This is a genomic window from Nocardia veterana NBRC 100344 (assembly GCF_000308855.1).
Classification (GTDB): Bacteria; Actinomycetota; Actinomycetes; order Mycobacteriales; family Mycobacteriaceae; genus Nocardia; species Nocardia veterana.
Window position 1 is genome coordinate 1 of record NZ_BAGM01000084.1, and the last position, 26,030, is coordinate 26,030.

25 protein-coding genes are annotated in these 26,030 nt (G+C 69.7%); 5 read left to right on the top strand and 20 right to left on the bottom strand.

The features are described from left to right. Positions 1 to 184: 184 nt before the first annotated feature. From fmt to ON37_RS14715, 5 genes are all read right to left on the bottom strand, one after another. Complete coding sequence (gene fmt / locus ON37_RS14695) at positions 185 to 1,108, bottom strand: methionyl-tRNA formyltransferase (protein ID WP_040720023.1); 924 nt, start codon at positions 1,106 to 1,108, stop codon at positions 185 to 187. Continuing rightward, entirely contained in the window at positions 1,109 to 1,669 is a 561-nt protein-coding gene (gene def, locus ON37_RS14700) for a peptide deformylase (protein ID WP_040720025.1), read from the bottom strand. 70 nt (positions 1,670 to 1,739) lie between these two features. Then, positions 1,740 to 2,759, bottom strand: a complete 1,020-nt coding sequence (locus tag ON37_RS14705; RefSeq protein ID WP_083892999.1) for a lipase family alpha/beta hydrolase — start codon at positions 2,757 to 2,759, stop codon at positions 1,740 to 1,742. Positions 2,760 to 2,816: 57 nt separating this feature from the next. Further along, the gene (locus ON37_RS14710; protein ID WP_174362107.1) at positions 2,817 to 3,473 is read right to left on the bottom strand and encodes a PadR family transcriptional regulator; all 657 of its coding nucleotides are present in this window, start codon (positions 3,471 to 3,473) and stop codon (positions 2,817 to 2,819) included. 125 nt (positions 3,474 to 3,598) lie between these two features. Continuing rightward, positions 3,599 to 4,177, bottom strand: a complete 579-nt coding sequence (locus tag ON37_RS14715) for a TetR/AcrR family transcriptional regulator (protein WP_040720027.1) — start codon at positions 4,175 to 4,177, stop codon at positions 3,599 to 3,601. A gap of 74 nt (positions 4,178 to 4,251) precedes the next feature. On the opposite strand from ON37_RS14715, the gene ON37_RS14720 reads away from it, so the two are divergent. Beyond that, on the top strand, positions 4,252 to 5,091 hold the full coding sequence (locus ON37_RS14720; protein WP_040720029.1) for an SDR family oxidoreductase: 840 nt from the start codon (positions 4,252 to 4,254) through the stop codon (positions 5,089 to 5,091). Positions 5,092 to 5,170: 79 nt separating this feature from the next. On the opposite strand, the gene ON37_RS14725 is transcribed toward ON37_RS14720, so the two are convergent. The 14 genes from ON37_RS14725 to pyrR all read right to left on the bottom strand — a co-directional run bounded on the left by ON37_RS14725 (position 5,171) and on the right by pyrR (position 21,441). Then, complete coding sequence (locus ON37_RS14725; protein WP_083893000.1) at positions 5,171 to 7,192, bottom strand: primosomal protein N'; 2,022 nt, start codon at positions 7,190 to 7,192, stop codon at positions 5,171 to 5,173. Positions 7,193 to 7,488: 296 nt separating this feature from the next. Next, the gene (gene metK / locus ON37_RS14730; protein WP_040720030.1) at positions 7,489 to 8,703 is read right to left on the bottom strand and encodes a methionine adenosyltransferase; all 1,215 of its coding nucleotides are present in this window, start codon (positions 8,701 to 8,703) and stop codon (positions 7,489 to 7,491) included. Between the two features lie 213 nt (positions 8,704 to 8,916). Further along, positions 8,917 to 10,134: a bifunctional phosphopantothenoylcysteine decarboxylase/phosphopantothenate--cysteine ligase CoaBC gene (coaBC, locus tag ON37_RS14735; protein WP_040720032.1), complete on the bottom strand. Its 1,218-nt coding sequence runs from the start codon at positions 10,132 to 10,134 to the stop codon at positions 8,917 to 8,919. Between the two features lie 126 nt (positions 10,135 to 10,260). Then, positions 10,261 to 10,536, bottom strand: coding sequence for a DNA-directed RNA polymerase subunit omega (gene rpoZ, locus ON37_RS14740; protein WP_040720033.1), 276 nt, complete (start codon positions 10,534 to 10,536; stop codon positions 10,261 to 10,263). 62 nt (positions 10,537 to 10,598) lie between these two features. Then, a complete protein-coding gene (gene gmk / locus ON37_RS14745) occupies positions 10,599 to 11,180 on the bottom strand; it encodes a guanylate kinase (RefSeq protein WP_040720035.1) in 582 nt (193 codons plus the stop codon). Between the two features lie 7 nt (positions 11,181 to 11,187). After that, on the bottom strand, positions 11,188 to 11,508 hold the full coding sequence (mihF, locus tag ON37_RS14750; RefSeq protein ID WP_030513994.1) for an integration host factor, actinobacterial type: 321 nt from the start codon (positions 11,506 to 11,508) through the stop codon (positions 11,188 to 11,190). Positions 11,509 to 12,064: 556 nt separating this feature from the next. Further along, positions 12,065 to 12,889 (bottom strand): orotidine-5'-phosphate decarboxylase, encoded by an 825-nt coding sequence (gene pyrF, locus ON37_RS14755; RefSeq protein ID WP_040720037.1) that lies wholly within the window; start codon positions 12,887 to 12,889, stop codon positions 12,065 to 12,067. Beyond that, positions 12,886 to 13,260 carry a hypothetical protein gene (locus tag ON37_RS14760; protein WP_040720039.1) on the bottom strand — a complete coding sequence of 125 codons (375 nt, stop codon included), beginning with the start codon at positions 13,258 to 13,260 and terminating at the stop codon, positions 12,886 to 12,888. The genes pyrF and ON37_RS14760 overlap by 4 nt, the downstream gene beginning before the upstream one ends. Before the next feature lie 14 nt (positions 13,261 to 13,274). After that, entirely contained in the window at positions 13,275 to 16,601 is a 3,327-nt protein-coding gene (gene carB, locus ON37_RS14765) for a carbamoyl-phosphate synthase large subunit (RefSeq protein WP_040720041.1), read from the bottom strand. Between the two features lie 70 nt (positions 16,602 to 16,671). Further along, on the bottom strand, positions 16,672 to 17,790 hold the full coding sequence (gene carA / locus ON37_RS14770; protein WP_040720043.1) for a glutamine-hydrolyzing carbamoyl-phosphate synthase small subunit: 1,119 nt from the start codon (positions 17,788 to 17,790) through the stop codon (positions 16,672 to 16,674). Positions 17,791 to 17,896: 106 nt separating this feature from the next. Next, positions 17,897 to 18,418 carry a PH-like domain-containing protein gene (locus ON37_RS14775; protein WP_040720045.1) on the bottom strand — a complete coding sequence of 174 codons (522 nt, stop codon included), beginning with the start codon at positions 18,416 to 18,418 and terminating at the stop codon, positions 17,897 to 17,899. Then, positions 18,418 to 19,758, bottom strand: a complete 1,341-nt coding sequence (locus ON37_RS14780; protein ID WP_040720048.1) for a dihydroorotase — start codon at positions 19,756 to 19,758, stop codon at positions 18,418 to 18,420. Before ON37_RS14780 ends, ON37_RS14775 begins: the two co-directional genes overlap by 1 nt. A 58-nt stretch (positions 19,759 to 19,816) precedes the next feature. After that, a complete protein-coding gene (locus ON37_RS14785; RefSeq protein WP_040720050.1) occupies positions 19,817 to 20,782 on the bottom strand; it encodes an aspartate carbamoyltransferase catalytic subunit in 966 nt (321 codons plus the stop codon). Then, positions 20,779 to 21,441 (bottom strand): bifunctional pyr operon transcriptional regulator/uracil phosphoribosyltransferase PyrR, encoded by a 663-nt coding sequence (gene pyrR, locus ON37_RS14790; protein ID WP_040720052.1) that lies wholly within the window; start codon positions 21,439 to 21,441, stop codon positions 20,779 to 20,781. The genes ON37_RS14785 and pyrR overlap by 4 nt, the downstream gene beginning before the upstream one ends. A 228-nt stretch (positions 21,442 to 21,669) precedes the next feature. On the opposite strand from pyrR, the gene ON37_RS14795 reads away from it, so the two are divergent. The 3 genes from ON37_RS14795 to ON37_RS14805 all read left to right on the top strand — a co-directional run bounded on the left by ON37_RS14795 (position 21,670) and on the right by ON37_RS14805 (position 24,033). Next, positions 21,670 to 22,536 carry an alpha/beta fold hydrolase gene (locus ON37_RS14795; RefSeq protein WP_040720054.1) on the top strand — a complete coding sequence of 289 codons (867 nt, stop codon included), beginning with the start codon at positions 21,670 to 21,672 and terminating at the stop codon, positions 22,534 to 22,536. Positions 22,537 to 22,617: 81 nt separating this feature from the next. Next, positions 22,618 to 23,244, top strand: a complete 627-nt coding sequence (locus ON37_RS14800; RefSeq protein ID WP_040720056.1) for an alpha-ketoglutarate-dependent dioxygenase AlkB — start codon at positions 22,618 to 22,620, stop codon at positions 23,242 to 23,244. 48 nt (positions 23,245 to 23,292) lie between these two features. Beyond that, on the top strand, positions 23,293 to 24,033 hold the full coding sequence (locus ON37_RS14805) for an HD domain-containing protein (protein ID WP_040720058.1): 741 nt from the start codon (positions 23,293 to 23,295) through the stop codon (positions 24,031 to 24,033). Between the two features lie 4 nt (positions 24,034 to 24,037). Here ON37_RS14805 and ON37_RS14810 read toward each other — a convergent pair whose 3' ends face one another. Beyond that, positions 24,038 to 24,589: a DUF4334 domain-containing protein gene (locus tag ON37_RS14810; protein ID WP_051031605.1), complete on the bottom strand. Its 552-nt coding sequence runs from the start codon at positions 24,587 to 24,589 to the stop codon at positions 24,038 to 24,040. Between the two features lie 294 nt (positions 24,590 to 24,883). Here ON37_RS14810 and ON37_RS14815 point away from each other — a divergent pair, with 294 nt between their 5' ends. After that, on the top strand, positions 24,884 to 26,026 hold the full coding sequence (locus ON37_RS14815; protein ID WP_040720059.1) for a serpin family protein: 1,143 nt from the start codon (positions 24,884 to 24,886) through the stop codon (positions 26,024 to 26,026). Positions 26,027 to 26,030 lie beyond the last annotated feature (4 nt).

Consider the following 26,030-nt stretch of genomic DNA (forward strand, 5'->3'; position numbering starts at 1 on the left):
CGTCCGGCCCGCTCGTTCGCGCCGCCGGCGCGCGAGCCGGGCTCGGCCGCACGCTTCGGGCCGGATCGCCGGGACGCTTCGCCGGAGCGCCCTTCGCTCCCGGATCCCCCGCGCGCCCGTTCGGCCCCCGCCCGGCCCCCGGCCGTGCGGTCGCGGTCCGGCCCGTCGTCTGCTCGCGAGTCGTTCACTCGACCACCGCGCCGGGCTCCAGACGCGCGCCACGTGCCCAGTCGAGCGCCGGCATCATGCGCTTGCCCTGCGGCTGTACCTGATTCAGGCGGACCGCGGTGGTCGCGGTGCCGACATAGACACCGGTTTTGCGCACCTCGATCACGCGCTGTGGCAGTTGATCCTCCACCAATTCCACCGGGCCGATCTTCAAGCGCTTCCCGGCCACCTCGGTCCACGCACCGGGCACGGGGGTGACCGCGCGGATCCGCCGACTGATCGCCAAAGCCGGTTGGTCCCAACGGATATGGCCTTCGTCGGCCTCCACCTTCGGGGCGTAGGAGACGCCTTCACCGGCCTGCGGCACCGCCTGGACGGTGCCGTCCTCGATTCCGTCCAGAGTCGATTCGAGCAGTTGCGCACCGGACACCGACAACCGCTCCAGCAGCGCACCCGCGGTGTCGGCGACACCGATCCGCTCGGTCACCACGCCGTATACCGGGCCGGTGTCCAATCCCTCCTCGATCCGGAAGGTGGACGCGCCGGTGATCTCGTCCCCGGCCAGAACCGCCGCCTGCACCGGCGCCGCGCCTCGCCAGGCCGGCAACAGCGAGAAATGCAGATTCACCCAGCCGTGGGTGGGAATGTCGAGCACCTCGCGCGGCAGCAGCGCGCCGTAGGCCACCACCGGGCAGCAGTCGGGGGCCAGATCACGAAGGGCCGCAACGAATTCCGGCTCCGATGGCTTGCGCGGAGTGAGGACCGGGATTCCGTGTTCATCGGCCAGCCGGCCGATCGGTGAACGGGTGACCTTGCGACCACGCCCGGCCACCGCGTCCGGCCGGGTCACCACCGCGACGACCTCGTGCCGGGCGGAGGCGATCAGCCGCCGCAGCGACGGGACGGCCGGCTCGGGTGTTCCCGCGAAGACCAGGCGCATCTACTCGCTCCGCCCGGACTCGGCGCGGCTGCCGGCGACCTCGGCCGCCGACATCACGGTCTTTCCCGCCGCGAACCACTCGGATTCGCGCACCGCCCGCATGGCCTGCTTGCGCGTGGCCGGTTCCAGGCGTTGCAGATACAGCACCCCGTCGAGATGGTCGGTTTCGTGCTGCACGCAGCGGGCCAGCAGCCCCTCGGCTTCGAATTCGATCGGAACGCCGTGCACGTCCACCCCGCGGGCGACCACGCGCTGAGCGCGGGTGACGTCGTAGCGCAGGCCCGGGATCGACAGGCAGCCCTCCGGCCCGGTCTGCTCGTCCGCGCCCACGACGTCGAACACCGGATTGACGACATGGCCGGCCGCATCGCCGGTGTCGTAGACGAACACCCGCAATCCGACACCGATCTGTGGGGCCGCCATTCCCACTCCCCGGCTGGCGTGCATGGTGTCGGTGAGGTCGGTGACCAGCTGCTGCAGTTCCCTGTCGAAGGTGTCGACCTCGTCCGCGCGGGCGCGCAGGACGGGATCGCCGAACAGGCGAACGGGCTGGATTGTCACAGGCACACACTCCCGGAGCGAGACGACGGTGGGGTCGCCTCATTTTACGGATGCCACGAAATCCGGTTCGTCAGGAATGCGCTCCCAGGATGACCTCGCCGATTCCCGTGCCCAGCGGCACGTAGGCACACTGCGGCAGCGGCGCCGCATCCGGATCGAGCACAGTGAGCAGCACCTGCTGCGCGAACGGATCGTAGACCAGGTGGAAATGCCCGGTCAGGTCGATCGGGCACAGGTCCTGCAGCACGAGGTTGCGCGCACCCGGTCCGGTCAGGGCCATATTCGTGAACGGCTGGATCATTTCGTCGACCCGGCTGCCGATGGTGGTGTAGCGCACGCCCGGCACCGTATCGCCGCCGGCGTTCAGGTCGCGCATGAACGGCGAGCCCTGTGCCTGCTGGACCGCGGCCTGCGAGGTGACCTGTTCGTAGGCACCCCACAGGCCGGGTACGGCATCGGCCAGCGGAACCAGCCCGTACATGACACCGCCGTAGCTGGGTGAGGCCAGGCCGATCCATCGGTCGACCTTCGCGGCACCGCCGAGTTTGTTGACGAAGTACCGAGTGATGTTGGCGCCCTGCGAGAATCCCACGAGATCGACCCGCTGCGCGCCGGTCACCGCGAGCACGCGGTCAACGAAACCGGCGAACTGCCGGGCAGATGCCCAGACATCCTCGGTGCCGAAACTCGTCGCGCCGGGTTTTCCGCCGTAGTCCGGCGCGAAAACGCAGAATCCCGCCGCCACCAGCTGCGGTGCGATTCCGGCCCAGTCGGTGTACGCGGTGGCGTCGGTGCCGTGGGCCAGGATGATCGGGTGGGGGTGCCGCGCGCTGGGCCGGCAGCCGAAGTCATTGGTCCCCCAGGGGGTGGCGTCGGGGTGGGCCTTCAGATAGCGCGCTGCCGCCAGGTGGTCGGGTTGCGGCGGGCCCCATTCGGTCGGGACGACCACGGGGTGGGTGTCGGGCGGCGGTGCGGGAGGATCGGCCCGACCGACGGCGCTGCCGCCGAAAACCGTCCCGCACGCCGCCACCGCCGCGACCACGCGCCGCCACGAAACCACCCCGCCGCCACGGCTCTGCCCTCGTCCCATGCTCCGATTGTGCGCTGTCCGGCGCGAAGGACGGGGGCGGACACGGGATTCACCACCTCACTCGGTGGTGGTGTCGTCGTCGGCCAGGATCCGGTAGATCGCGCGCCGCGCCTCGGTGAGAACCTCGGCCGCCTTACCGGCCTGTTCCGGAGTACCCGCGCGGGCCACCTGCCCGACCGCACCCATCAGCTGGCCGACCAGCTCGCGCAGATCGAGCGCCTGGTCGCCGACGCCTTCGCGCACGTCCTGCCACGGGTCGCCGAGTTCGTCCCGGTGTTCGCGGACGTATTCGACGCCGGCCTCGGTCAGTGTGGCGGTCTTGCGACCGGCCACCTTCTCGATGATGACCAGACCCTCGTCCTCGAGCTGGGACAGTGCCGGATAGATCGATCCGGGGCTCGGCCGCCAGATGTCGTCGCTGCGCTCGCGGATCTGCTGGATCAGCTCGTAGCCGTGCATCGGCCGTTCCTGCACCAGCAACAGAATGGCCGCGCGCACGTCACCGCGCCGACCGCGACCACCCCGGCCGCGACCCCGGCCGACGTGACCGCCGGGACCGAAGCCGGGTCCGAAATCCGGTCCGAAGGGCCCGAAACCGTGCGGACCGCGGGGATGCCGCCGGAACTGTTCCCGGCCGCCCCGTTCGCGCGGATCCGCCCAGGGCCCGCGCCGGCGGCCGGGCCCGAACCTGTCCATGTTCTCTGCGTGTTCCATCACTGCCTCCTCAGGCTGTTGTCTTACGGTGACGCAATCAACGATATATCGGCAATGCATCTTTGACAAGTATGGAACACATCTCCCGGCCGGACCGACGATCACCCGCCACGCCCGGCCAGCCCTCAGTCGGCGAGCGATTCGATCCACCGCTCCAGCCGGGCGCCCTCGGTGGCCATCATCTCCGGATCACGAAAAGTGTTGGTAAGCAACGAAATACCCTGATACGAGGCGATGAGGGCGACTGCGAGTTCACGGGCGTCCGTGCGGCCCATCTGCTCGAATTGCCGCTCGACCCAGTCCAGCAGCACCTGCATCACCTCGGCCAGTTCCCGTTCGAGGCCGTCGTCACGCTTGTCGAGTTCGGTGGCGAGCGTGCCGGACGGACAGCCGTAGCGGGCCGCGATATCACGCTGATCGACCCAGGACCGAACCAGCGCGCGCAGCCGCTCGACCGGCCCCGCCGCGCCGTCGAGCCGATCGAGAAATCCCTCCAGCGTGCGCGCATGGGACCCGATCGCCGCCTGGATCAGCTGATCCTTGGTCTTGAAGTAGTAGTACACGTTCCCGACCGGCACCTCCGCCGCTCGGGCGATATCGGCGATCGTCGTCTTTTCCACGCCCTGCCGATGAAAGACCTCGGCGGCGGCCGACGCCAACCGGTCCCGCTTCCCGGGACGGACGCCGGTTTGTGAGTTAGTCATACAACTAACTATAGACAGACGGGGCTCTCGTGCCGTACCGTCAAGTTAGTCAGCCAACTAACTCAGGAGATGACATGATCGTGGTAACCGGGGCGACCGGGAACGTCGGACGTCCGCTGGTGCGAATGCTCGCCGCATCGGGCGAGCAGGTGATCGCCGTATCCCGCGGATTGCCCGCGGACCTCCCCCACGGCGTCCGGCACGTGGCGGCGGATCTGGCGCAGCCCCGTGCAGTCGCGACGGCCTTCGACGGCGCGGACCGGCTGTTCCTCCTCCTCGCCCCCGGCGCGCTGAGCACCGACGTACCGGAACTACTGCGGGCCGCCCGGGCCGGCGGGGTCGGGCGAGTTGTCCTGCTGTCGTCGCAGGGTGTCGCCACCCGCCCCGACAGTCCCTCACACGGGCAGTTCGGCAAACAGGTCGAGACAGCGGTGCAGAACTCCGGCTTGGAATGGACGATATTGCGGCCCAGTGGCTTTCACTCGAACGCGGCCATGTGGGCAGAACAGGTGCGTGGGCAGCGGACGGTGTCCGCGCCCTTCGGGGATGTCGCGATTCCGTTCGTGGACCCGGAGGACATCGCGGCCGTCGCCGCCGCCGCCCTCCGCCAACCGGATCACGTCGGCCGGACCTACGTGTTGACCGGCCCCATCCCGGAATCACCGCGCGATCGGGTGCGGGTCCTGGCCGAAACGCTCGGCGAGCCGGTGCGTTTCGTCGATCAGACGCCCGAGCAGGCGCGGACCGCCCTCCGCACCGTCATGCCTGCCGATGCCGCCGACACGACCCTGGCCATCCTCGGCGCACCCACCGCCGAGGAGTTGCAGGTCAGCGGCGATGTGGCCGCCGTACTGGGCCGCCCGCCACAGCCCTTCGCGGCATGGGCCCGGCGCAGCATCGACATGTTCCGCTGAACCGCCCACCCCTTCGATGCCGATGCCGGCCGCCGACCGTGCTCCGGCGGACCGGGTAACCGGCCCCGGCGCCCGGCCCTCAGCCGATGTCGACCGGATCGATCTGTACCCGCAACGGGCCGTCCGAGCGGTGGCTGCTGCGGATCGCGAGGGCGGCCGCGAGGGACCGCGACAGGGCCGAACCCGCCCGTCGCTCGATTCGTAGGATCATGCGTTCGATCTCGGCCGGCGCGGCGTCGCCGGTGAAAGGCGTGCGGGCACCGGGCGGCAGCGGCACCGGTCCCAGCACTTCGACACCGTCGGGAAGCGTTGCGGCGCCGAGTAGTTCGTCGATGGTCGCGGTGGTGCCGTCGACGGCGGCCAGCCGGACCGCGGGCGGGAACCGGACCTCGGCACGGGCGGCGAGCTCATGACCGGCATGACCGACCGGATCCCAGCGCACCAGCGCCTGCACGGTCGGCAGCGACGGCTCGGCCATCACCAGCACCTCGCCGTCGGAACGGACCAGCGCGGCCGCCGACATCCACCGGCGCAACGCGTCTTCGGCGGCCCGCAGGTCCGCCCGGCCCAGCAGCGCCCAGCCGTCCAGCAGCAGCGCGACCCCGTAGCCGCCCGGGACCGTGGGCTCGGCGCCGATGGTGGCGACCACCACCTGTGGACCCGCGGGCACCGAATCCAATACCGCCTTGCCGCCGGAGCCACGAATCGGGACGCCGGGGAAGGCTCGCCCCAACTCCTCGGCCGTGCGCTGCGCGCCGATCACGACGGCACGCAACACCCGCGATCCGCAGCTGCCGCAGCGAAAGGCCGGTTCGACCTTTCCGCACCACCGGCAGCTCGGGCTGTGCGCTACCACACCGGATGCCCTGCCTCCCAGCGGAATTCCACTTCGCGCGGCCGAATCGCTCGATCCCGGAGCATGCCCGGGCGCCGCCGGTGCGGCCTCCGGCAGCGCCAGCGGACCGTTGCAGTGGCGGCAACGAGCCGGGGTGCGGCAGGTGGCACAGGCCAGCGCCGGCACATAACCCCGGCGCGGCACCTGCACCAGCACCGGTTCGCCGGCGGCGAGGGCACGGCGTGCGGCGGCGAAGGCGGTGCCCGGAATGCGGATCGCCCGGGCCATCGGGTCGCGCTCCAGGGCGAGATCGCTGTCGCCGGGGGCGTGGATCCGCGGCGCGGCGGCGCGTACCGTCGCCCGGTCCGCGAGCAGGTCGTGCGCCCAACCGGATTCGACGATCGCCTGCGCCTCCGCGGTCCGCGCGAATCCACCGACGACGAACGCGGCGCCGGTCTCGTGTGCCCGCAACATGGCGACTTCGCGCGCGTGCGGATAGGGAGCGCGGGGCTCGGCGTAGGTGTCGTCGCCGTCGTCCCACACCAGGATCAGACCGAGGTCGCGGACCGGGGCGAACACCGCGCTGCGGGTTCCGACCACCACCCGGGCGCTGCCGCGCAAGGCCGCCAGCCAGCGCCGGTATCGTGCCGCGGGTCCCAGCCCGGCGGACAGTCCGACCACCGAATCACCCACCAGCCCAGCGCATTCCGTTACCACCCGGTCGAGGTCGCGCTGATCGGGAACGATGAGGATCGCGCTGCGCCCGCTCGCGACCGTGGTGGCGGCCAACTCCGCCAGCCGCCGCGGCCAGTCCTCACCCGGCAGCGCCTGCCAGGCCGCTCGTGGCGCACCCCCGCGCCGCAGGGCGGACCGGAACGAGGCGCCGTGCACATAACGCGACCACGCCGGAAAGTCGTCCGGAATATCGGGCAGTTCAACGGGTTTCGGCTCGGCGGTCTCGGTTCGAGCGTGCCGGGGCGGAATGGCCAGCCGGAGCACATCGGCGCGGGTTCCGGCGTACCGACCGGCGACCGCCGAGACCAGGCGCAGGATCTCGGGGGTGAGCACCCGCTCCCCGGAGACCACCCGCTGCAGCGGCACCACCTTGCCGGAATGCTCGGTGTGCGTGAGTCGTTCGAGAAGATAGCCGTCGACGAGGCGGCCCGAGAAACGCACTCGCACCCGGACACCGGGCTGTGCGAGGTCATCCATCTCCGGGGGCACCGAATAGTCGAAATCGCGGTCCAGATGGGCCGGTTCGAGCATCGGCAGCACCCGAGCGATCGGTCGGTCGAGCGGGGCCGGGCGCGTGGCACGAGTCGTCGCCGACGCCTCCCCCTCCGAATTCTGTTCCGGCTCTTCAGATTTCGATGCCGGAGCCCCGACCTCGGCGCCCGGCTGCCCGGGTTCTACCGGCATGTGCTCCCGCGACGCGCCGGCGTCCACGGCCGTCGCGGCAGGGTCCTCGACAGCAACCGGCGTGGGCAGGCAAACGGCGCCCTCCGTGGGAACGGAGGGCGCCGTCGGTTCTCCCGCTTCCGCCAAGGCAGGCGCGGTCCGGCTCAGAGACCGGCAGCCGCGCGCAGCTTGTCGGCGCGGTCGGTGCGCTCCCAGGGCAGGTCGATATCGGTGCGGCCGAAGTGCCCGTAGGCCGCAGTCGGCGCGTAGATCGGGCGCAGCAGGTCCAGGTCGCGAATGATCGCGCCCGGGCGCAGGTCGAAGACCTCGCTGATCGCCTTCGAGATCTGCGCCGGATCCACCTTCTCGGTGCCGAAGGTCTCGACGAACAGGCCCACCGGCGCGGCCTTGCCGATCGCGTACGCCACCTGCACCTCGACCCGATCCGACAGGCCCGCGGCGACCACGTTCTTGGCGACCCAGCGCATGGCGTAGGCAGCCGAGCGGTCCACCTTCGACGGATCCTTGCCGGAGAACGCGCCGCCGCCGTGGCGGGCCATACCGCCATAGGTGTCGACAATGATCTTGCGGCCGGTCAGTCCGGCATCACCCATCGGACCACCGAGGACGAACTTGCCGGTCGGGTTCACCAGCAGCCGGATGTCGGAGGTGTCGAGCGGGTTGGGCAGCTCCAGATCGGCCAGTACCGCGTCGACGACCTTCTCGCGGATATCGGGCGCGAGCAGGTTGTCCAGGTCGATGTCGGCCGCGTGCTGGGTCGAGAGCACGACGGTGTCCAGCCGGACCGGCCGGTCACCGTCGTATTCGATGGTGACCTGGGTCTTGCCGTCGGGGCGCAGATACGGCAGCACGCCCGACTTGCGGACCTCGGTCAGCCGCCGCGAGAGCCGATGCGCCAGCGCGATCGGCAACGGCATCAGCTCGGGGGTCTCCTTGGTGGCATAGCCGAACATCAGGCCCTGGTCGCCGGCACCCTGACGCTCGATCTCGTCGTCGGAGCCACCCACCCGCGCCTCGTGCGAGTGGTCGACGCCCTGGGCGATATCGGGCGACTGCGCGCCGATGGCGACGTTCACCCCGCAGGAGGCCCCGTCGAAGCCCTTGGCCGAGGAGTCGTACCCGATCTCGAGTACCTTCTCGCGCACGATGGTGGGGATGTCGGCGTACGCCTCGGTGGTGACCTCACCGGCCACGTGTACCTGACCGGTGGTCACCAGGGTTTCCACCGCGACCCGGCTGCGGGGATCCTGCGCGAGCAGCGCGTCGAGGATGGAATCGCTGATCGCGTCACAGATCTTGTCCGGGTGACCCTCTGTGACGGACTCACTCGTGAATAGCCGGCTACCGGACGTGCGCACAGTTGTTCCCTCTCCCTCAACGGGTTTCTCATGTCGGGATGCGACAGTAGCGGCATCGCGTCACCGCACAACCCTTTACCTCAGACTATTCCAAACATTCCCACGGGCGGGCGAGGCGTCGATGTTCGGGTCCGGCCGGTCCGGAGAACCTGCTCCGTTCGGCGTCTCCCGGCGGCGACCACCTCCCCACCGTGGCGCGGAAACCATTGTGACTCAACGCAACAGCGGACCGAGCGCATCGAGCACGCGGCTCGCCAGCAGCGCCTTGGAGCCGTGGTCGAGCGCCTGTTCGGTGCCGTCGGCGCCGAGCAGCCAGCCGTCGTTGTTGTCGACCTCGAACGCCTTGCCGTCGCCGACCGCATTGACCACCAACAGATCACACCCCTTACGGGCCAGTTTGGCCCGCGCGTGGGTCAGGACATCGCCGTGTTCGTCGCCGGTTTCGGCGGCGAATCCGACGATCGCCAATCCGCTCAGCTGCCCGTCCCGACGTGCCTGCACCAGTCCGGCGAGGATGTCGCGATTCTTGGTCAGCTCGATCGAATTCGGTTCGTGCGCACCCTTTTTGATCTTGGCGGCCGCGACGTTGGCGGGCCGGAAATCGGCGACCGCGGCGGCCATGACCACCGCGTCGGCACCGGCGGAGTGCTTGTCGACCGCGGTACCCATCTGCTCGGCGGTGGTCACGTGTACGACCTCGACCGCGGCCGGCGGCTCCAGGCCGATGGTGTTGCCGGCGATCAGGGTGACCTGCGCGCCCCGCTGGGCCGCGACCCGCGCCATCGCGTAGCCCTGCTTACCGGAGCTGCGATTGCCGAGGAACCGGACCGGGTCCAGCGGCTCGCGAGTACCACCGGCGGAAACGACGATGCGCCGGCCCTCGAGGTCCCGGGGCAGAGCGTCGGGGCGCTCAAGCAGCAGCGACGCCAGCGCGAAGATCTCCTCCGGCTCGGGCAGCCGGCCCGGGCCGGTATCGGCGCCGGTCAGCCGGCCGGACGCCGGCTCCATCACGGTCGAGCCGTGGGCCCGCAGGGTCGCGACGTTGGCGATCGTCGCCGGATGCTCCCACATCTCGGTGTGCATCGCGGGCGCGAACAGCACCGGACATCGGGCCGTCAACAGGGTGGCGGTGAGCAGGTCGTCGGCGCGACCGGAGGCCGCCCGCGCCATGAGATCGGCGGTGGCCGGTGCGATGACCACCAGATCGGCCTCCTGGCCGATGCGTACGTGCGGAACCTCGGGCACATCGGCGAACACCCCGGTGTGCACCGGATTACCGGACAGGGCCTCGAAGGTCGCCTTACCGACGAACTGCAGCGCGGACTCGGTGGGGATGACTCGGACGTCGTGCCCGGTCTCGGTGAACTTGCGCACCAGCGAGCACGCTTTGTAGGCGGCGATTCCGCCGCCCACGCCGACAACGATTCGCATCTGAATCAAGCCTCTTCGGTCCGGTGGAGACGGCTGTGGTGGATGGCGGCGTTCGCGGTGCCCTCCGTGGTAACGCGAGCTGCCGCCTCCGGGCCCGTCGCGAACACCGCGGTTACGGCCGCAGGGTCACTCGCCCTCGGTGTGTTCGAGCAGATCGGAGTGGATCTCGCGCATGGCGACCGACAGCGGCTTCTCCTGCAGACCCGGCTCGACCAGCGGACCCACGTACTCGAGGATGCCGTCACCGAGCTGGTTGTAGTAGTCGTTGATCTGGCGCGCCCGCTTGGCCGCGTAGATGACCAGTGCGTACTTGGACGACGTGCGCTCGAGCAGCTCGTCGATCGGCGGGTTGGTGAGGCCGACCGGGGTGTCGTACGCGGGCGCGGTCTTGGTGTCGCTCACTGAGGAGGCTCCTGCGGGTCGATGGAAGGTGCGGGCGAGAGGAGTTCGCGGATCACCCGCGCTCATCTCGAATTTGTGCTAACGAACAACGATACCAACTGCTCACAGGCCGTGGTCACGTCGTCGTTCACGATCACTATGTCGAACTCGTCACAGGCGGCGAGTTCGGTCTTGGCGGTGGCGAGCCGCCGTTCGATCACCTCGGGTGATTCGGTGCCCCTGCCGGTGAGCCGGGCGACCAGTTCCTCCCAGCTGGGCGGGGCCAGGAAGACCAGCAGGGCCTCGGGCATCGCCGCTCGCACCGAGCGGGCGCCGACGAGGTCCACCTCCAGCAGCACATGCTTCCCGGCGGCCAGCGCGGCCTTCACCGGGGCGGCCGGGGTGCCCGACCGCTGCAGGCCGCCGTGGATGTCGGCCCATTCCAGCAGTTCGCCTTTTTCGATCATGGCGTCGAAATCGGCGCGGGTGACGAACCGATAGTCGCGGCCGTCGACCTCCCCGGGCCGGGGGGCCCGGGTGGTGGCCGACACACTGAACACCAGTTCCGGCAGCCGTTCCCGGACGCAGCGGACCACGGTGGACTTGCCGACGGCCGAGGGGCCGACCAGTACTACCAGCCGACCCTTCTGTGTGTGTTCGACCACCCTCGGATCAGGCTTCGAAGTCGAACTTCGCCAGCAGCGCCTTGCGCTGCCGGTCGCCCAGGCCCCGCAGGCGGCGGGTCGGCGCGATCTCCAGCTCGCTCATGATCTCGGCCGCCTTGACCTTGCCGACCTTGGGCAGGGCCTCCAGCAGCGCGGATACCTTCATCTTGCCGAGGACCTCGTCGGTCTCGGCGTCCTTCAGGACCGTCTTCAGGTCAGTGCCACCACGCTTCAAGCGCTCCTTGAGCTCTGCCCGAGCGCGGCGAGCGGCAGCCGCCTTCTCCAAAGCAGCGGCGCGCTGCTCGTCAGTCAGCTGGGGAAGGGCCACGGTTCCTCCGTCTCATCGTTCATTGCTAGATCTACCTCCGGTAACCCGGTGGTCTCAGCGACCGTACCCACGCGGCGCGCCGATTGCGAACCCACCCCCCAGGTCAGCGCCCGATTCGGGCATGGAGGGCCATTTCCGCCCCCGTGGCCGCGGCGCACCCCGCGGCCCGCCGCCGTGGGTGCCGCCGCTCCCGCAACAGGCCGGTGGCCTGCGGTTTTACCCTTTCCGGTCGGCGCGGCGGCGCAATCACGACGGGTCGGATGCGACCGTAACCGACCCGTAATCGCGCGACCTGGAACTTTCTGAAAATTATCCGCGTGTCGCGACTTTTTGCACCCGCGTGTCGCACGCAGTCGACCGCCGGGAGGTTCCCGTGCCGGCCGACGGCGACGGCGTGGACAGGCCCGCACGCACCCCCGGAACGGCCGCTGAGCCGGAAAAACACCAGGGTGTAACTTCCACGGCCGGGCCGCGCGAATCGGCGCGGGAACGAGCCGCAACCGAAAACGAACCGGTCGGAATCTCCAGCCGAAAGGAGGGGCGACCGTCCAGCCGTTCAGGACTGAAGGAAGGCGAATTCGTCGGCGAGTTTGTGCATCTTGGTCCGCATGGCGGCGACCGACGGACCGGTCTCCAGGAGCTCCCGGGAGACATTCGGGACGACGTTCGCGAATCGATCGGCGGGGATCAGCGCGCGGATCGACTCCGCTCCCCCGCCCTGAGCCCCGACACCGGGCATCAGGATGGGACCGTTGAGTTTGCTCACGTCCACCGGTTCGGTGAGGGTCGCGCCGACCACCACGCCGACGGAGCCGAATTCCGCTCCCGCATTGCAGGCGGCGGCCTCGTCGATCATGATCTGCGCGACACTGCGCCCGTCCGCGGCGGTGATGCGCTGCAGCTGCGCGGCCTCCGGATTGGACGTGGCGGCCAGTACGAACACTCCGCGACCGGCGGCCGCTACCGGCTCGAGCGCGGGCGCCAGCGATCCGAAGCCGAGATACGGCGAGACCGTCACCGCGTCACTGGCCAGCGGTCCGTCGCCCAGCCAGGCACGCGCGTAGGCGGCCATCGTCGATCCGATATCGCCGCGCTTGGCGTCGGCCAGGACCAGCGTCCCCGCCGCCCGCAGGGCCGCGATGGTGTCCTCGAGGACCACGATGCCGCCGGAGCCGTACTCCTCGAAGAACGCCACCTGTGGCTTCACCAGCGCCACCCGGCCCGCGAACACCTCGACGCAGATATCGGAGAACCGTTTCAGGCCCTCGACGTCCGCGCCGAGGCCCCAGGCGCGCAGCAGCTGCGGATGGGGGTCGATCCCGGCGCACACCGGACCCAACCGGCTCATGGCCGCGGCCAGTCGCAGGCCGAACGGCGTCACCTGGCCGCCCCGGCGCCGGCCAGCTCGTCACCGGCGGGCGGGGTAGCCGCGGGCTCGGCGGTATCCGGATAGGCCTCCGCGTCGGCGTGGGCGAGCACCTCGTCGGCACGGGCGAGGACCTCGTCCGCCCGGGCGAGCAACGCGTCGGTCAGGGCGTCGGCATCGGTCTCGGCCTCCGGCGCCGGCTTGCGGCCGATCGGCGGGATCACCCGGAAGCCGACCGTGCTGTAGCCGCCGACGTTGCGCATCCGGCGGATGTCACCGCCGCCGGGCGGCGCGGCTTCCGCGCCGCCGTATCCGCGAATCCGCCGAGTCGCCGCCCGACCGGCCCCCGGGGGCCGGACTCCCGCGCCGAAACCGATGGCTCCCACCGTTATCTCTCCTCTTAGCCGCGCAATACGGCGTGCAGCTCCTGCAGCGAGCGCACCCCGATACCGCCGTTGATGGTTGCTTCGATGCCCTGTACGGCCGCAGCCGCACCCTGAACCGTCGTAATGCACGGAATGTTGGCGCCCACGGCGGCGGTCCGAATCTCGTAACCGTCCACGCGGGGCCCGGAGTTACCGTAAGGCGTGTTGAACACGATGTCGATCTCACCGTCCTTGATCTGATCGACGATCGAGGGCTCGAGCGGCTCACCGTTCCCGGCCGCGGGGACCGGATCGGACTGTTTGCGCACCCGCTCGCACGGAATTCCGTTGCGCCGCAACATCTCCGCGGTGCCCTCGGTGGCGAGGATCCGGAAGCCCAGATCGTGCAGCCGCTTGACCGGGAACACCATGGCCCGCTTGTCGCGGTTGGCGATGGAAACGAAGACCGTCCCCGCCACCGGCAGCGAACCGTAGGCCGCGGACTGGCTCTTGGCGAAGGCGGTACCGAAATCGGCATCGATACCCATCACCTCACCGGTCGACTTCATCTCCGGCGACAGCAGCGAATCGATGCCGGTGCCGTCCGGCCGGCGGAACCGGTGGAAGGGCAGCACCGCTTCCTTCACCGCCACCGGGGCGTCCATCGGCGCATGACCGCCATCGCCCTCGGCGGGCAGGATGCCCTCCTTGCGCAACTCGGCGATCGTCGCGCCCATCATGACCCGCGCGGCGGCCTTGGCCAACTGCACGCCGGTCGCCTTGGAGACGAACGGAACCGTCCGGCTGGCACGGGGATTGGCCTCGAGGACGTAGAGCACATCGTCCTTGAGCGCGTACTGCACATTGAGCAGGCCCTTGACCCCGATGCCCTTGGCCAGGGCCGCGGTCGACCGGCGCACCGCCTCGATATCGCTGCGGCCCAGGGTGATCGGCGGCAGCGCGCACGCGGAGTCACCGGAGTGGATACCGGCCTCCTCGATGTGTTCCATCACGCCACCGAGGTAGACCTCCTCGCCGTCGCACAGCGCGTCGACGTCGATTTCGATGGCGTCTTCGAGGAACCGGTCGACCAGGACCGGATGTTCGGGGCTCAATTCCGTGGCCCGGGAGATGTAGCCCTCGAGCGAGGCCTCGTCGTAGACGATCTCCATGCCGCGACCGCCCAGCACGTAGGACGGGCGGACCAGCACCGGATAGCCGATCTCGGCCGCGATCTCCTTGGCCTGATCGAACGTGGTGGCGGTGCCGTACTTGGGCGCGGGCAGTCCGGCCGCGACCAGCACGTGCCCGAACTCGCCGCGGTCCTCGGCCAGGTCGATCGCCGCCGCGGAGGTGCCGACCACCGGCACCCCGGCATCGGTCAGCCGCTGCGCCAGACCCAGCGGGGTCTGCCCGCCGAGCTGCACGATCACCCCGGCGACCCGGCCCGACTCCGATTCGGAGTGGTAGACCTCGAGCACGTCCTCGAAGGTCAGCGGCTCGAAGTACAGCCGGTCGGCGGTGTCGTAGTCGGTGGACACGGTCTCCGGGTTGCAGTTGACCATGACGGTCTCGTACCCGGCCTGCGACAGAGTTTGCGCGGCGTGCACACACGAATAGTCGAATTCGATGCCCTGGCCGATCCGGTTGGGCCCGGAGCCGAGGATGATCACCTTCTCGCGCTCGGTCTGCGGCGCCACCTCCGACTCGGCCGCGGGGTCGAGCTCGTAACTGGAGTAGTGGTACGGCGTCTTGGCCTCGAATTCGGCGGCACAGGTGTCGACGGTCTTGTACACCGGCCGGATGCCGAGCCGGTGCCGCAGCTCGCGGACGCCGTTCTCACCGGCCAGTTCCGGGCGCAGCGCGGCAATCTGCCGGTCCGACAGACCGTTGTGCTTGGCGAAACGCAGCAGCGGTTCGTCCAGCACCGGAGCCTGCGCGATCTCGGCGCGCAGCTCGACCAGTCCGGCGATCTCGGCGACGAACCACGGGTCGATGCCGGAGGCCGCGGCGACCTCTTCGATGCTCGCACCCAGGCGCAGTGCCCGCTCCACCTGGTAGAGCCGGCCTTCGGTCGGGACCCGAAGATCGTCGAGGATCTCGGCCACGTCGGTCCAGCGCCCGTCGGGCTGCGTCCAGAATCCGGCGGCCTTGGTCTCGAGCGACCGCAGCACCTTGCCCAGCGCCTCGGAGAAGTTGCGGCCCAGGCTCATCGCCTCGCCGACCGACTTCATGGTTGTGGTCAAGGTCGGGTCGGCGCCCGGGAACTTCTCGAACGCGAACCGCGGCGCCTTCACCACGACGTAGTCGAGGGTCGGCTCGAAGCAGGCCGGGGTTTCCTTGGTGATGTCGTTGACGATCTCGTCGAGGGTGTAGCCGATGGCCAGCTTGGCGGCGATCTTCGCGATCGGGAAGCCGGTGGCCTTCGACGCCAGCGCCGACGAGCGCGAAACACGCGGGTTCATCTCGATGACGATCAGGCGGCCGTCGGCCGGGTTGACCGCGAACTGGATGTTGCAACCACCGGTGTCGACGCCGACCTCGCGCAGAATGGCGATGCCGAGATCACGCATTTTCTGGTACTCGCGGTCGGTGAGGGTCATCGCCGGGGCGACGGTGACCGAGTCGCCGGTGTGCACGCCCATCGGGTCCACGTTCTCGATCGAGCAGACGATGACCACGTTGTCGCGGCCGTCGCGCATCAGCTCGAGTTCGTATTCCTTCCAGCCCAGGATCGATTCCTCGATCAGGACGTTCGCGGTCGGCGAGGCGGCCAGGCCGCCGCCGGCGATGCGGTCGAGGTCGTCGTCGTTGTAGGCCATGCCCGAACCCAGGCCGCCCATGGTGAACGACGGCCGCACGACCACCGGGAAGCCGAGTTCGGCGACGGTCTCACGGACCTCGTCCATGGTGTAGCAGACCTTGGAGCGGGCCGACTCGCCGCCGACCTTGGCGACGATGTCCTTGAACTTCTGCCGGTCCTCACCGCGCTGGATGGCGTCGAAGTCGGCGCCGATCAGTTCGACGTTGTACTTCTCCAGCACGCCGTTCTCGTGCAGCGCGACCGCGGTGTTGAGCGCGGTCTGGCCGCCCAGAGTGGCCAGGATGGCGTCGGGCCGCTCCTTCGCGATGACCTTCTCGACGAATTCCGGGGTGATCGGCTCGACATAGGTGGAGTCGGCGAATTCCGGGTCGGTCATGATCGTCGCGGGGTTCGAGTTGACCAGCGACACCCGCAGGCCCTCGGACCGCAGCACCCGGCACGCCTGGGTGCCGGAGTAGTCGAATTCGCAGGCCTGGCCGATGACGATCGGCCCCGAGCCGATGACCAGGATGTGGTTCAGATCGGTACGGCGTGGCATCAGGCATCCTCCTGTGTCATGCGGGACACCCGCACCCGGTCGAAACGACGAGTGGGCTGCGCAGTGTGACTCATCGTTCCTCCATGAGACCCGCGAAGCGGTCGAACAGGTAAGCGGCATCGTGCGGGCCGGCGGCGGCCTCGGGGTGGTACTGCACCGAGAAGGCGCGGCCGTCCACCAGGCGCACTCCTTCGACGGTGCCGTCGTTGGCGCAGGTGTGGCTGACCTCGGCGGTGCCGAACGGGGTGTCGAACCGCTGTCCGGCCTCCCCCTCGAGCGCGAAGCCGTGATTCTGCGCGGTGATCGACACCGCGCCGGTGGCGTGATCGACGACCGGCACGTTGATGCCGCGGTGGCCGAACTTCATCTTGTACGTGCCCAGGCCCAGCGCGCGGCCCAGGATCTGGTTGCCGAAGCAGATGCCGAACAGCGGAAGCCCTTCGCCCAGAACGGATTTGGTCAGCTCGACCGCATCGTCCTGGGTCGCCGGGTCACCGGGGCCGTTGGACAGGAAGACGCCGTCCGGCCGCAGCTCCTTGATCTGATCCAGCGTGACGCCGGAGGGCACCACATGCACCCGGATGCCGCGCTCGGCGAACATGCGCGGGGTGTTGGTCTTGATACCCAGATCCACCGCGACCACGGTGAACCGGTGCTCACCGGCCGGTTCGATGGTGTACACGCCGTCGGTGGACACCTCCCCGGCCAAGTCCGCGCCGAGCATCGACGGCTGGCCGGTGACCCGGCCGAGCAGTTCCTCGGCCGAGGCGTCGGCCGCGTCACCGCTGAAGATGCCCGCCTTCATCGACCCGCGGGTGCGCAGATGCCGCACCAGCGCGCGGGTGTCGATTCCGGCGATGCCGACGATGTTCTGACGTTCCAATTCGTCCTGCAGCGTGGTGGTCGCGCGCCAGTTCGAGGCGCGTTTCGCGGGATCGCGCACCGCGTAGCCGGCCACCCAGATCCGGTTCGACTCGTCGTCCTCGTCGTTCCAGCCGGTGTTGCCGATCTGCGGGGCGGTGGCCACCACGATCTGGCGGTGGTAGCTCGGGTCGGTCAGGGTTTCCTGATAGCCGGTCATCGCGGTGCAGAAAACCGCTTCGCCCAGCGTCTGCCCCTCGGCGCCGAATCGGCGCCCACGGAATACCCGTCCGTCCTCGAGCACCATCACCGCGGCGCGGTCGCTCATTCGTTCACCTCGTTCACCAGAAATCCAGCCTTCACGCTCTGCCTTCTCACGCCATGAGCGGGGGCCTGCGTGGTTACGCAAGCTGCCGCCTCCGGCCCTTGTCCGCTCATGGCGTCTCATCTCCCGTCGCCGCGCCGGTCTGTCCCGTTGCGGATATGGCCGTCCAGGCCGGATACACCGTCTTGTCGTCGCCGCGGAACCCGGTGTCCACTTCGGTTCCGGCCGGCAGCTTCCAGCGAATAACCAGCACACCATTGTCGGTCATCACTTTGCCCGCATGGCCGCGTTCGGTGCGGACGGCCGTGATGGATTCCTGCGGAATCCAGATCACGTCCGCACCGTCGCGCTCCAGCAGGATCCCGCGTTCGAAGCGGGTCAGTTCGGCCGTGGCGCGGAACCCCAGGTCCCCCACCACGATTCGGTTCTGCCAGCTCGGAGCCAGCGTGGTCCCGGTGTACAGCCCGGTGGTGGGCTCGAGCACCTGGGCGCCCAGGTCCGCCGGCACCGCCGGCAGTTCACCCACCGAGGAGGCCTGTTTGCGGGCCCGGACCAGCCAGGACCGGTACATCAACCACAGGAACAGGACGAACAGGGCGGCCAGCCCGATCACCCACAGCGTGCGCTCCATTACGGCCCCACTCTCCCCGCCAGGGCGGTCGTGACCACGCCGTCGCGGGCGGTGATCCGCCCGCGCAACATCGTGGCGGTGACCTTGGCGGGCAGGGTCATCGCCTCGTACGGGGTGTTGTCGGAGATACTCGCCAGTTCCCGGGCCCGCACGGTCCAGGAGGCATCCGGGTCGACCAGGGTCAGATTGGCCGGTTCACCGACCGCGATCGGCCGGCCCTGATCGTCGAGCCCGGCGATCCGGGCCGGGTTCTCGCTCATCACCCGCGCCACCCCGCGCCAGTCGAGCAGACCCGGAGCGACCAGCGTCTCGACGATGATCGACAGCGCCGTCTCCAGGCCCAGCATGCCCGGCCGAGCCGCGGCGAACTCGCAGCACTTGTCCTGTTCGGCGTGCGGCGCGTGGTCGGTGGCGACACAGTCGATGACGCCCTCGGCCAGCGCCGTGCGCAGCGCCTGCGCGTCGGAGGCCTCGCGCAGCGGCGGATTCACCTTGTTCACCGCGTCGTAGGTCTCCAGCCGGGAATCGTCGAGCAGCAGGTGATGCGGGGTGACCTCGGCGGTGATCGAAATCCCTTGCGCCTTGGCCCATTTCACCAATTCGACGGTGCCGGCGGTGGAGGCGTGACAGATGTGCACCCGAGCGCCGGCATCGCGGGCGAGCAGGGCGTCGCGCGCCACGATCGATTCCTCGGCGGCGCGCGGCCAACCGGCCAGACCGAGCCGCGCCGCGGTCGGTCCCTCGTGGGCGACGGCGCCCTGGGTGAGCCGCGGCTCCTCGGCGTGCTGAGCGATGAGCACATCGAGGGATTTCGCGTACTCGAGCGCACGCCGCATGATCAGCGGGTCGTAGACGCAGTGCCCGTCGTCGGAGAAGATGCGCACCCGGCCCTCACCGGCGGCCATCGTGCCCATTTCGGCCAGTTGCTTACCGGCCAGGCCGACCGTCACCGCACCGACCGGATGCACATCGACCAGCCCGACCTCCTGCCCGCGTCGCCAGACGTGATCGGTGACCACCGAGGTGTCGGCGACCGGGTTCGTGTTGGCCATCGCGAACACCGCGGTGTAGCCGCCCAATGCGGCTGCGGCCGAACCACTTTCGATGGTTTCGGTGTCTTCGCGGCCGGGTTCGCGCAGATGGGTGTGCAGGTCGACGAAGCCGGGCAGCAGGATCCGGCCGTCCGCCTCGAGCACCTCGGCGTCGGCGGCGATCTCGACACCGTCTACCGACTCCGCGGATCCCGCACCGAGGGCGACGATCACGCCGTCGCGCACCAGCACGTCGACCGGCTCGCCCTCGCCGTAGGGCCGCACGCCCCGGATAACCAGATCGCTCATGCGCCCACACCTTCCCCGTAGCAGCTCGTTCGGCCGGCCGCCTCCGGCCCGGTCCCGCTCATGCGACTGCCTCCCCGGCACCGACCAGCAGGCGGAACAGCACCGCCATACGCATATGCACACCGTTGGTGACCTGTTGCAGCACTGCGGCTTTCGGCGAATCGGCCACGGCCGAGGCGATTTCCATCCCGCGCAGCATCGGACCCGGATGCAGGACGACCGCGGCGTCGTCGAGCAGCGCCATGCGTCGCTCGTTCAGTCCGTAGGCGATGGAGTATTCGCGCGCCGACGGGAAGAAGCCGCCGTTCATCCGCTCGGCCTGGACGCGCAGCATCATCACCGCGTCCGCACCGGGCAGTGCGGCATCCAGCGAATGCGAGACCTGTACCGGCCACTGTTCGACGCCGACCGGCAGCAGGGTGCGCGGCGCGACCAGCACCACCTCCGCGCCCAGGATGTCGAGCAGGAAGGCGTTGGACCGCGCGACGCGGCTGTGCAGGATGTCGCCGACGATCACCACACGTTTACCGGCGAGGTCACCGAGGCGCTGACGCAGCGTGAGCGCATCGAGCAGAGCCTGGGTGGGGTGCTCGTGCATCCCGTCGCCGGCGTTGACGATCGCGGGGCCGGTACCGGCATAGCCGCCGGAGCCGGCGTCGAGTTCCCCGAACCAGCGGGCGATCTGGTGCGCCGCGCCGGACGCGGGGTGGCGCACGATCAGCGCATCGGCACCGGCGGCGTGCAGCGTCAGCGCGGTATCGCGCAGCGATTCCCCCTTCGACACCGACGAACTCGACGCGCTGACGTTGATCACGTCCGCGCTCATCCACTTCCCCGCCACCTCGAACGAGACTCGGGTGCGGGTGGAGTTCTCGAAGAACACCGTCATCACGGTGCGCCCGCGCAGAGTGGGCAGTTTGCGCACTTCGCGCCCGAGCAGGGCCTGTTCGAAGCGCTGGGCGTCGTCGAGCAGTTCGGTGGCGGTGGTGCGGTCCAGATCGGTGACCGAGAGCAGATGCCTCACCGCTGCTCCCCCTGGTGCAGGTAGACGCCGTCGTGGCCGTCGTGTTCGCTGAGCAGCACGGAGACGTCCTCACTGCGCGAGGTGGGCACGTTCTTGCCGACGTAGTCGGCGCGGATGGGCAGTTCGCGGTGACCGCGATCGACCAGCACCGCCAGTTGCACCGCGCGCGGGCGGCCCAGATCGCGCAGCCCGTCCAGCGCCGAGCGCACGCTGCGGCCGGAGAACAGCACATCGTCGACCAGAACGACGAGGGCGTCGTCGATGCCGCCTTCGGGCACCGAGGTCCGTTCCAGCGGACGATGCGGGCGATTGCGCAGATCGTCGCGGTAGAGCGTGATGTCGAGTGAGCCGAGCGCGGGACGGACCCCGGAGAACTCTTCGATCCGATCGGTCAACCGCGCGGCCAGCGTGGTGCCGCGAGTGGGGATGCCGATCAGCACCACCCGGGGCGCCTCCGGATCCGACGAATCGAGGGCGGTCTTCTCGATGATCTGATGCGCCATGCGCGCAATGGTCCGGCCGACATCGGAGGCGGACAACAACTCACGACCGGCGCGGACCCACTCCGGGTCGTGCCGCTGCGAATATTCGGCAGCTCCCGACCTGGCAGCCCGTTCGTCGGGCGCGACGCGGCCGCCGCGCTCTTCGGGCACGGCCATGCCGACCTCCTTCCCCGCCTCACCGGACGGTCCGTTAAAGGATGTCTTTTCGATGGTCGAGCGTAGCAGCGCCACCTCGCCCGCCCGTCGGCGGGGTCTCGCTGTGAGCCCCGCCACCAGCACCGATGCCGACCTATGGCAAACCGGGCGCGGCCGGGCGGCCGTCTCGCCGACCCGTTGGCCGGGACTGTTTCATACAGCGTAAACCGGATGTGGGATGCTCCAAGGGTGAGCAACGAAGCTGACTTCACCGAGCCCCGTCCGATCACCTTTCGCGGCCACGGCGGTATCACGCTGGCCGGGGAGAGCTGGGGGCCGGCCGACGGCCCGCTCGCGGTCTTCCTGCACGGCGGCGGCCAGACCCGGCACTCGTGGAAGGAATCGGGCGCCGCGCTGGCGAAGGTCGGTATGCACGCGATTCTGCTCGACGCACGCGGCCACGGCGAAAGCGATTGGGCTCCCGACGGCGACTACTCGCGGGCGGCGATGACCGCCGATCTGCTCGGCATCCTCGCCGAACTCGACCGGCCCGCGATCGTGGTCGGCGCGAGCATGGGTGGGCTGACCGCACTACTGGCCACCGCCCGGCCCGGCCGGGAGCGCATCGCCGGGCTCGTCCTGGTCGACGTCGTTCCGCGGCCCGAGCACAAGGGCGTGGAACGGGTGCTCAATTTCCTCGGCGGACATCCCGAGGGGTTCGCCTCGCTCGAGGAGGCCGCCGATGCCGTGGCCGAGTATCTGCCGCATCGCAGCCGCCCGCGGAATCCGGACGGGCTGCGGCGCAACCTGCGGCTGCGTGAGGACGGCCGCTGGTACTGGCACTGGGATCCGGCGATGATGTCGAGCCGGCCCGAGGACATCGAATTGCAGACCGGCGATCTCGAGGACGCCGCGCGGGCGCTCGAGATCCCGGTGCTGCTGGTGCGCGGCCGCCTGTCGGACGTGGTGAGCGAACAGGGCGTGGCCGAGTTCCGCGCCCTGGTGCCTAATCTGGAATACGTCGAGATCAAGGGCGCGGCACATACCGCGGCCAGCGATGTCAACGACGAATTCTCCGATGCGGTGGTCGATTTCGTCCGCGCCCACCTGAGCTGAAGCGAGCCCCATCGGCCGGCCCGCAGAGCCGGCCCGGGCAGCTGCTTGAACATATGTTCGATAGAATGTAGATTCGAGCACGTGTCGACACCGCTGCAGAGATCGCTGTTCGACGGCTTCGGTGAGATCGAACTGGGGCCGCTGACCGGCGTGCGTCGCACCCGGTTGACCGAGGGCGCGTGGGTCGATCTGCTCCCGGGATGGTTGCGCGGGGCCGACGAACTGTTCGAACGGCTGGCCACCTGCGTTCCGTGGCGGGCCGACCGCCGGCCGATGTACGACCGCGTCGTCGACGTGCCACGGCTGCTGCGGCACTACGGCGAAGACGAGGCTTGGCCGGATCCCGTTCTGAACGAAGCGAGCGCGGCCTTGAGCGGGTACTACGGGCGCGAACTCGGCGAACCGTTCCGGACCGCCGGCCTGTGCTATTACCGCGACGGCCGCGACAGCGTGGCCTGGCACGGTGATACCGGTGGCCGCGGGTCCACCGACGACACCATGGTCGCGATCCTTTCGATCGGCGCACCGCGCGCGCTGCTACTACGTCCGCGCGGCGGCGGGGCGAGCATCCGCTACCAGGTCGGGCACGGCGACCTGCTCGTGATGGGCGGCTCCTGCCAGCGCACGTGGGAACACGCGGTGCCGAAGACGCGGCGGCCGGTGGGTCCGCGGATCAGCATCCAATTCCGCCCCCGTGGGGTCCACTGACGAAATCGGCGACGGCGGATTGTCACCCCGGCCCGCTAGATTGGGCGGATGGAGTCGATCGGGGCGGGCATTCTGGCGGCCATGCCGTTGCACACCCTCAGCGATGTGCACGGCGAAGAAGGGCTGCGACAACGACTGCTGCTCGAGTCGCAGCGGAAACTGCCCGATGCCGAACGAGTCGACGCCGCACTCGAATTCGTGGCCGACCTGCACCGGAACGACAACTACGGCCGCGAACCCTATCTCAATCACCTGTTGCGGGTGGCGATCCGCATCGTGAGCCACTACGAGGTGCACGACACCGAGGTGGTGCTGGCCGGGCTGCTGCACGATGCCGTCGAGGATCATGCGGCCGACCTCGCCGCCCTCGGCGGCGGGCAGGAGCCGGAGGCGGACTCCACTGCGGCGGCGCTCGCGGTGCTGGCGGAACGGTTCGGCGAGCGCGTGGCGAATCTCGTTGCGGCGGTGACCAATCCGGCTCACGACCCGGGCGAGGACCGGCACATCCGATACCGCGACCACGTGGCCGAGAGCCTGGACCGCGACCCGTGGGCACGGGTCGTGAAGATTTCCGACTTCACCGACAACGGCGTCGGGATCCTCTATGCCGACGAACAGGCCGTCATGTCCAAACTCGCCACCAAGTACCGGCCGCTCACCGCGGTCTACCGGGAACTGATCACCCGCCCGGACACGCCGTTGGCACCGCATGTCAAGCAGCACATTCTCGAGCAACTCGACACCGCGGATGCCCGTTTCGACGTGATCCTGGCCGCCGAGGACGACTGAGCGGTTATCCGCGTTCGCGACGCAGGCTGAAGAAATAGGGGGCGTTCGACCCGCGCATATCCATCACCCCGAGCAGGGTGTCCGCGTCGACCCGACGGAAGATGTCGACGATGGGCAGATGGTCGTAGATCATGGCCGCGCTGGTTCGGCCGCGGAATTCGATCTCGCGCAGGCGGGCGCGACTGTGCCGGGTCCGCAGCAGCGGGCGCAGGACCGGCAGCAGGCGTCGCGCCGCCCGGAAGCCCGCCGGCGGCAGAGTTCCGGCCAGCGCCAGCGGCACCCGGCGGGGGTCGACCGGAAAGACCCGGCCGTCCGGCCCGGCGAACAGCAGTGGCTGCACCTCATCCGGCGAGTCGAACTGCTTTCCGTACCAACCGGATTCGACCAGCACGCCGGCCCACGGATGCCCGGTGTCCAGTTCGTCGCCGGTCCAGCGGCCGGTGGTGATCTCGCCGACCGTCACCTCCGGCAGGCTGTCGTACAGCTGCCACGCCTGCTCCGGGGTCGCGCGACCCGCGCGAAGTTCCGCCAGACGAGCCGCACCGGCGCCGGCCATCCCTACCTCCTGCGACCTCCCGCGGACAGTTCCGCTTCGGAAGGATGACACACATCGACCGCAACGCCTCAACAGGTTCGGCCACCCACACGCAATTTCGGCCATTGTGCGCCGACCGTCGTCTCGCGTGGCGTGACGCAGACCACCCCCGAACGGCCTGGACCTCGAGTGCGGTTGAGGAACCAGACTTGTCGGCGGATCGGTTCGATCCTCCGGGCCACCAGGATCCGGACGCGCCCCGGCCGCCCACGTACACCCCGGCAGGGGCGCACTGCCCGTCGGTAGGCTTTCGCCATGCAGCCGAGCCTCGCACCCGATGTGGCAGCCGCCAATGCTCTGACCGAAAAGTGGTGTGAGGCAGCAGGTTCCGAGGATTTCGCGCTGTCCGGCTGTGGTATCTGGCCGCTGCTGGCGCTGCTGGCCAGACCGGCCGCCGAACCGGCCCGCAGCGAGCTCGCCACCGCGGCCGGAATTTCCGCCATGTCCGCCCACGACGCGGCGATCACGCTGCTGCGCCGGATCGAGGCCGCCGAGTCGATACGCGCCGCCCTCGGAGTGTGGGTGCGCGACGGTGTCGGGCTGCGCGACGAGTGGCTGCGCACCCTGCCGCCGGGAACGATCGCCGCACTGCGAGGGACGGAGGGATTGGACGACTGGGCGCGGCAGCACACCGACGGCCTGATCGACCGATTCCCGGCCCCGATCGGCCCGGCGACGGCCTTCGCGCTGGCCACCGCGGTGGTCGCCCGCACCGCGTGGCGGCAGAGTTTTCACGCCGATGTGCTGGAACCGGCGACCGGACCGTGGCGCGGCCACCGCGGACCGGCCCTCGCGCGGTACAGCACCGACCTCGGTGACGCCGCCGTCCTGGTGGCCGACACGCCCGTTTCGCGGGTCGTGGTCCGTGGCGCCTCCGATCTGGATGTCCATCTGCTACTCGGCGCGCAGGACGCCCCGGCCGCCGCGGTGCTGGCGGCAGGTCTCGGCGCGCTCGACGGTTCGGTGGATACCCGCCGGCCCGCATCGGACGCCGCCGGCCCCGGGCTCGAGGTGCGGCACGTGACCGCGGTCGCGGATACGCTGCGAATCCAGCTGCCGCCGTTCATGATTCGCTCCACCCACGATCTGCTGCGTGAGCCGGCGCGGTTCGGCCTGACGGCCGCGACCACCGCCGAGCACAACCCCTTCCCGGGCCTGTCGCCGACCGCGTTACGGGTGACCGCCGCCGCCCAGGACGTCTGTGCCCGATTCACCGCCGACGGTTTCGCGGCCGCGGCGGTCACCGCGGTGCTGATGGAACCGACGGGTATGCCGCCGGCTCCTTCCGACGCCCTGATGATCGCGGTGGACTTCGACCGGCCCTTCGGCTTCCTCGCGGTGCACCGGCCCACCGGACTCGTGATCGTGGCCGGATGGGTCGCCACTCCCGGATCCTGAATCC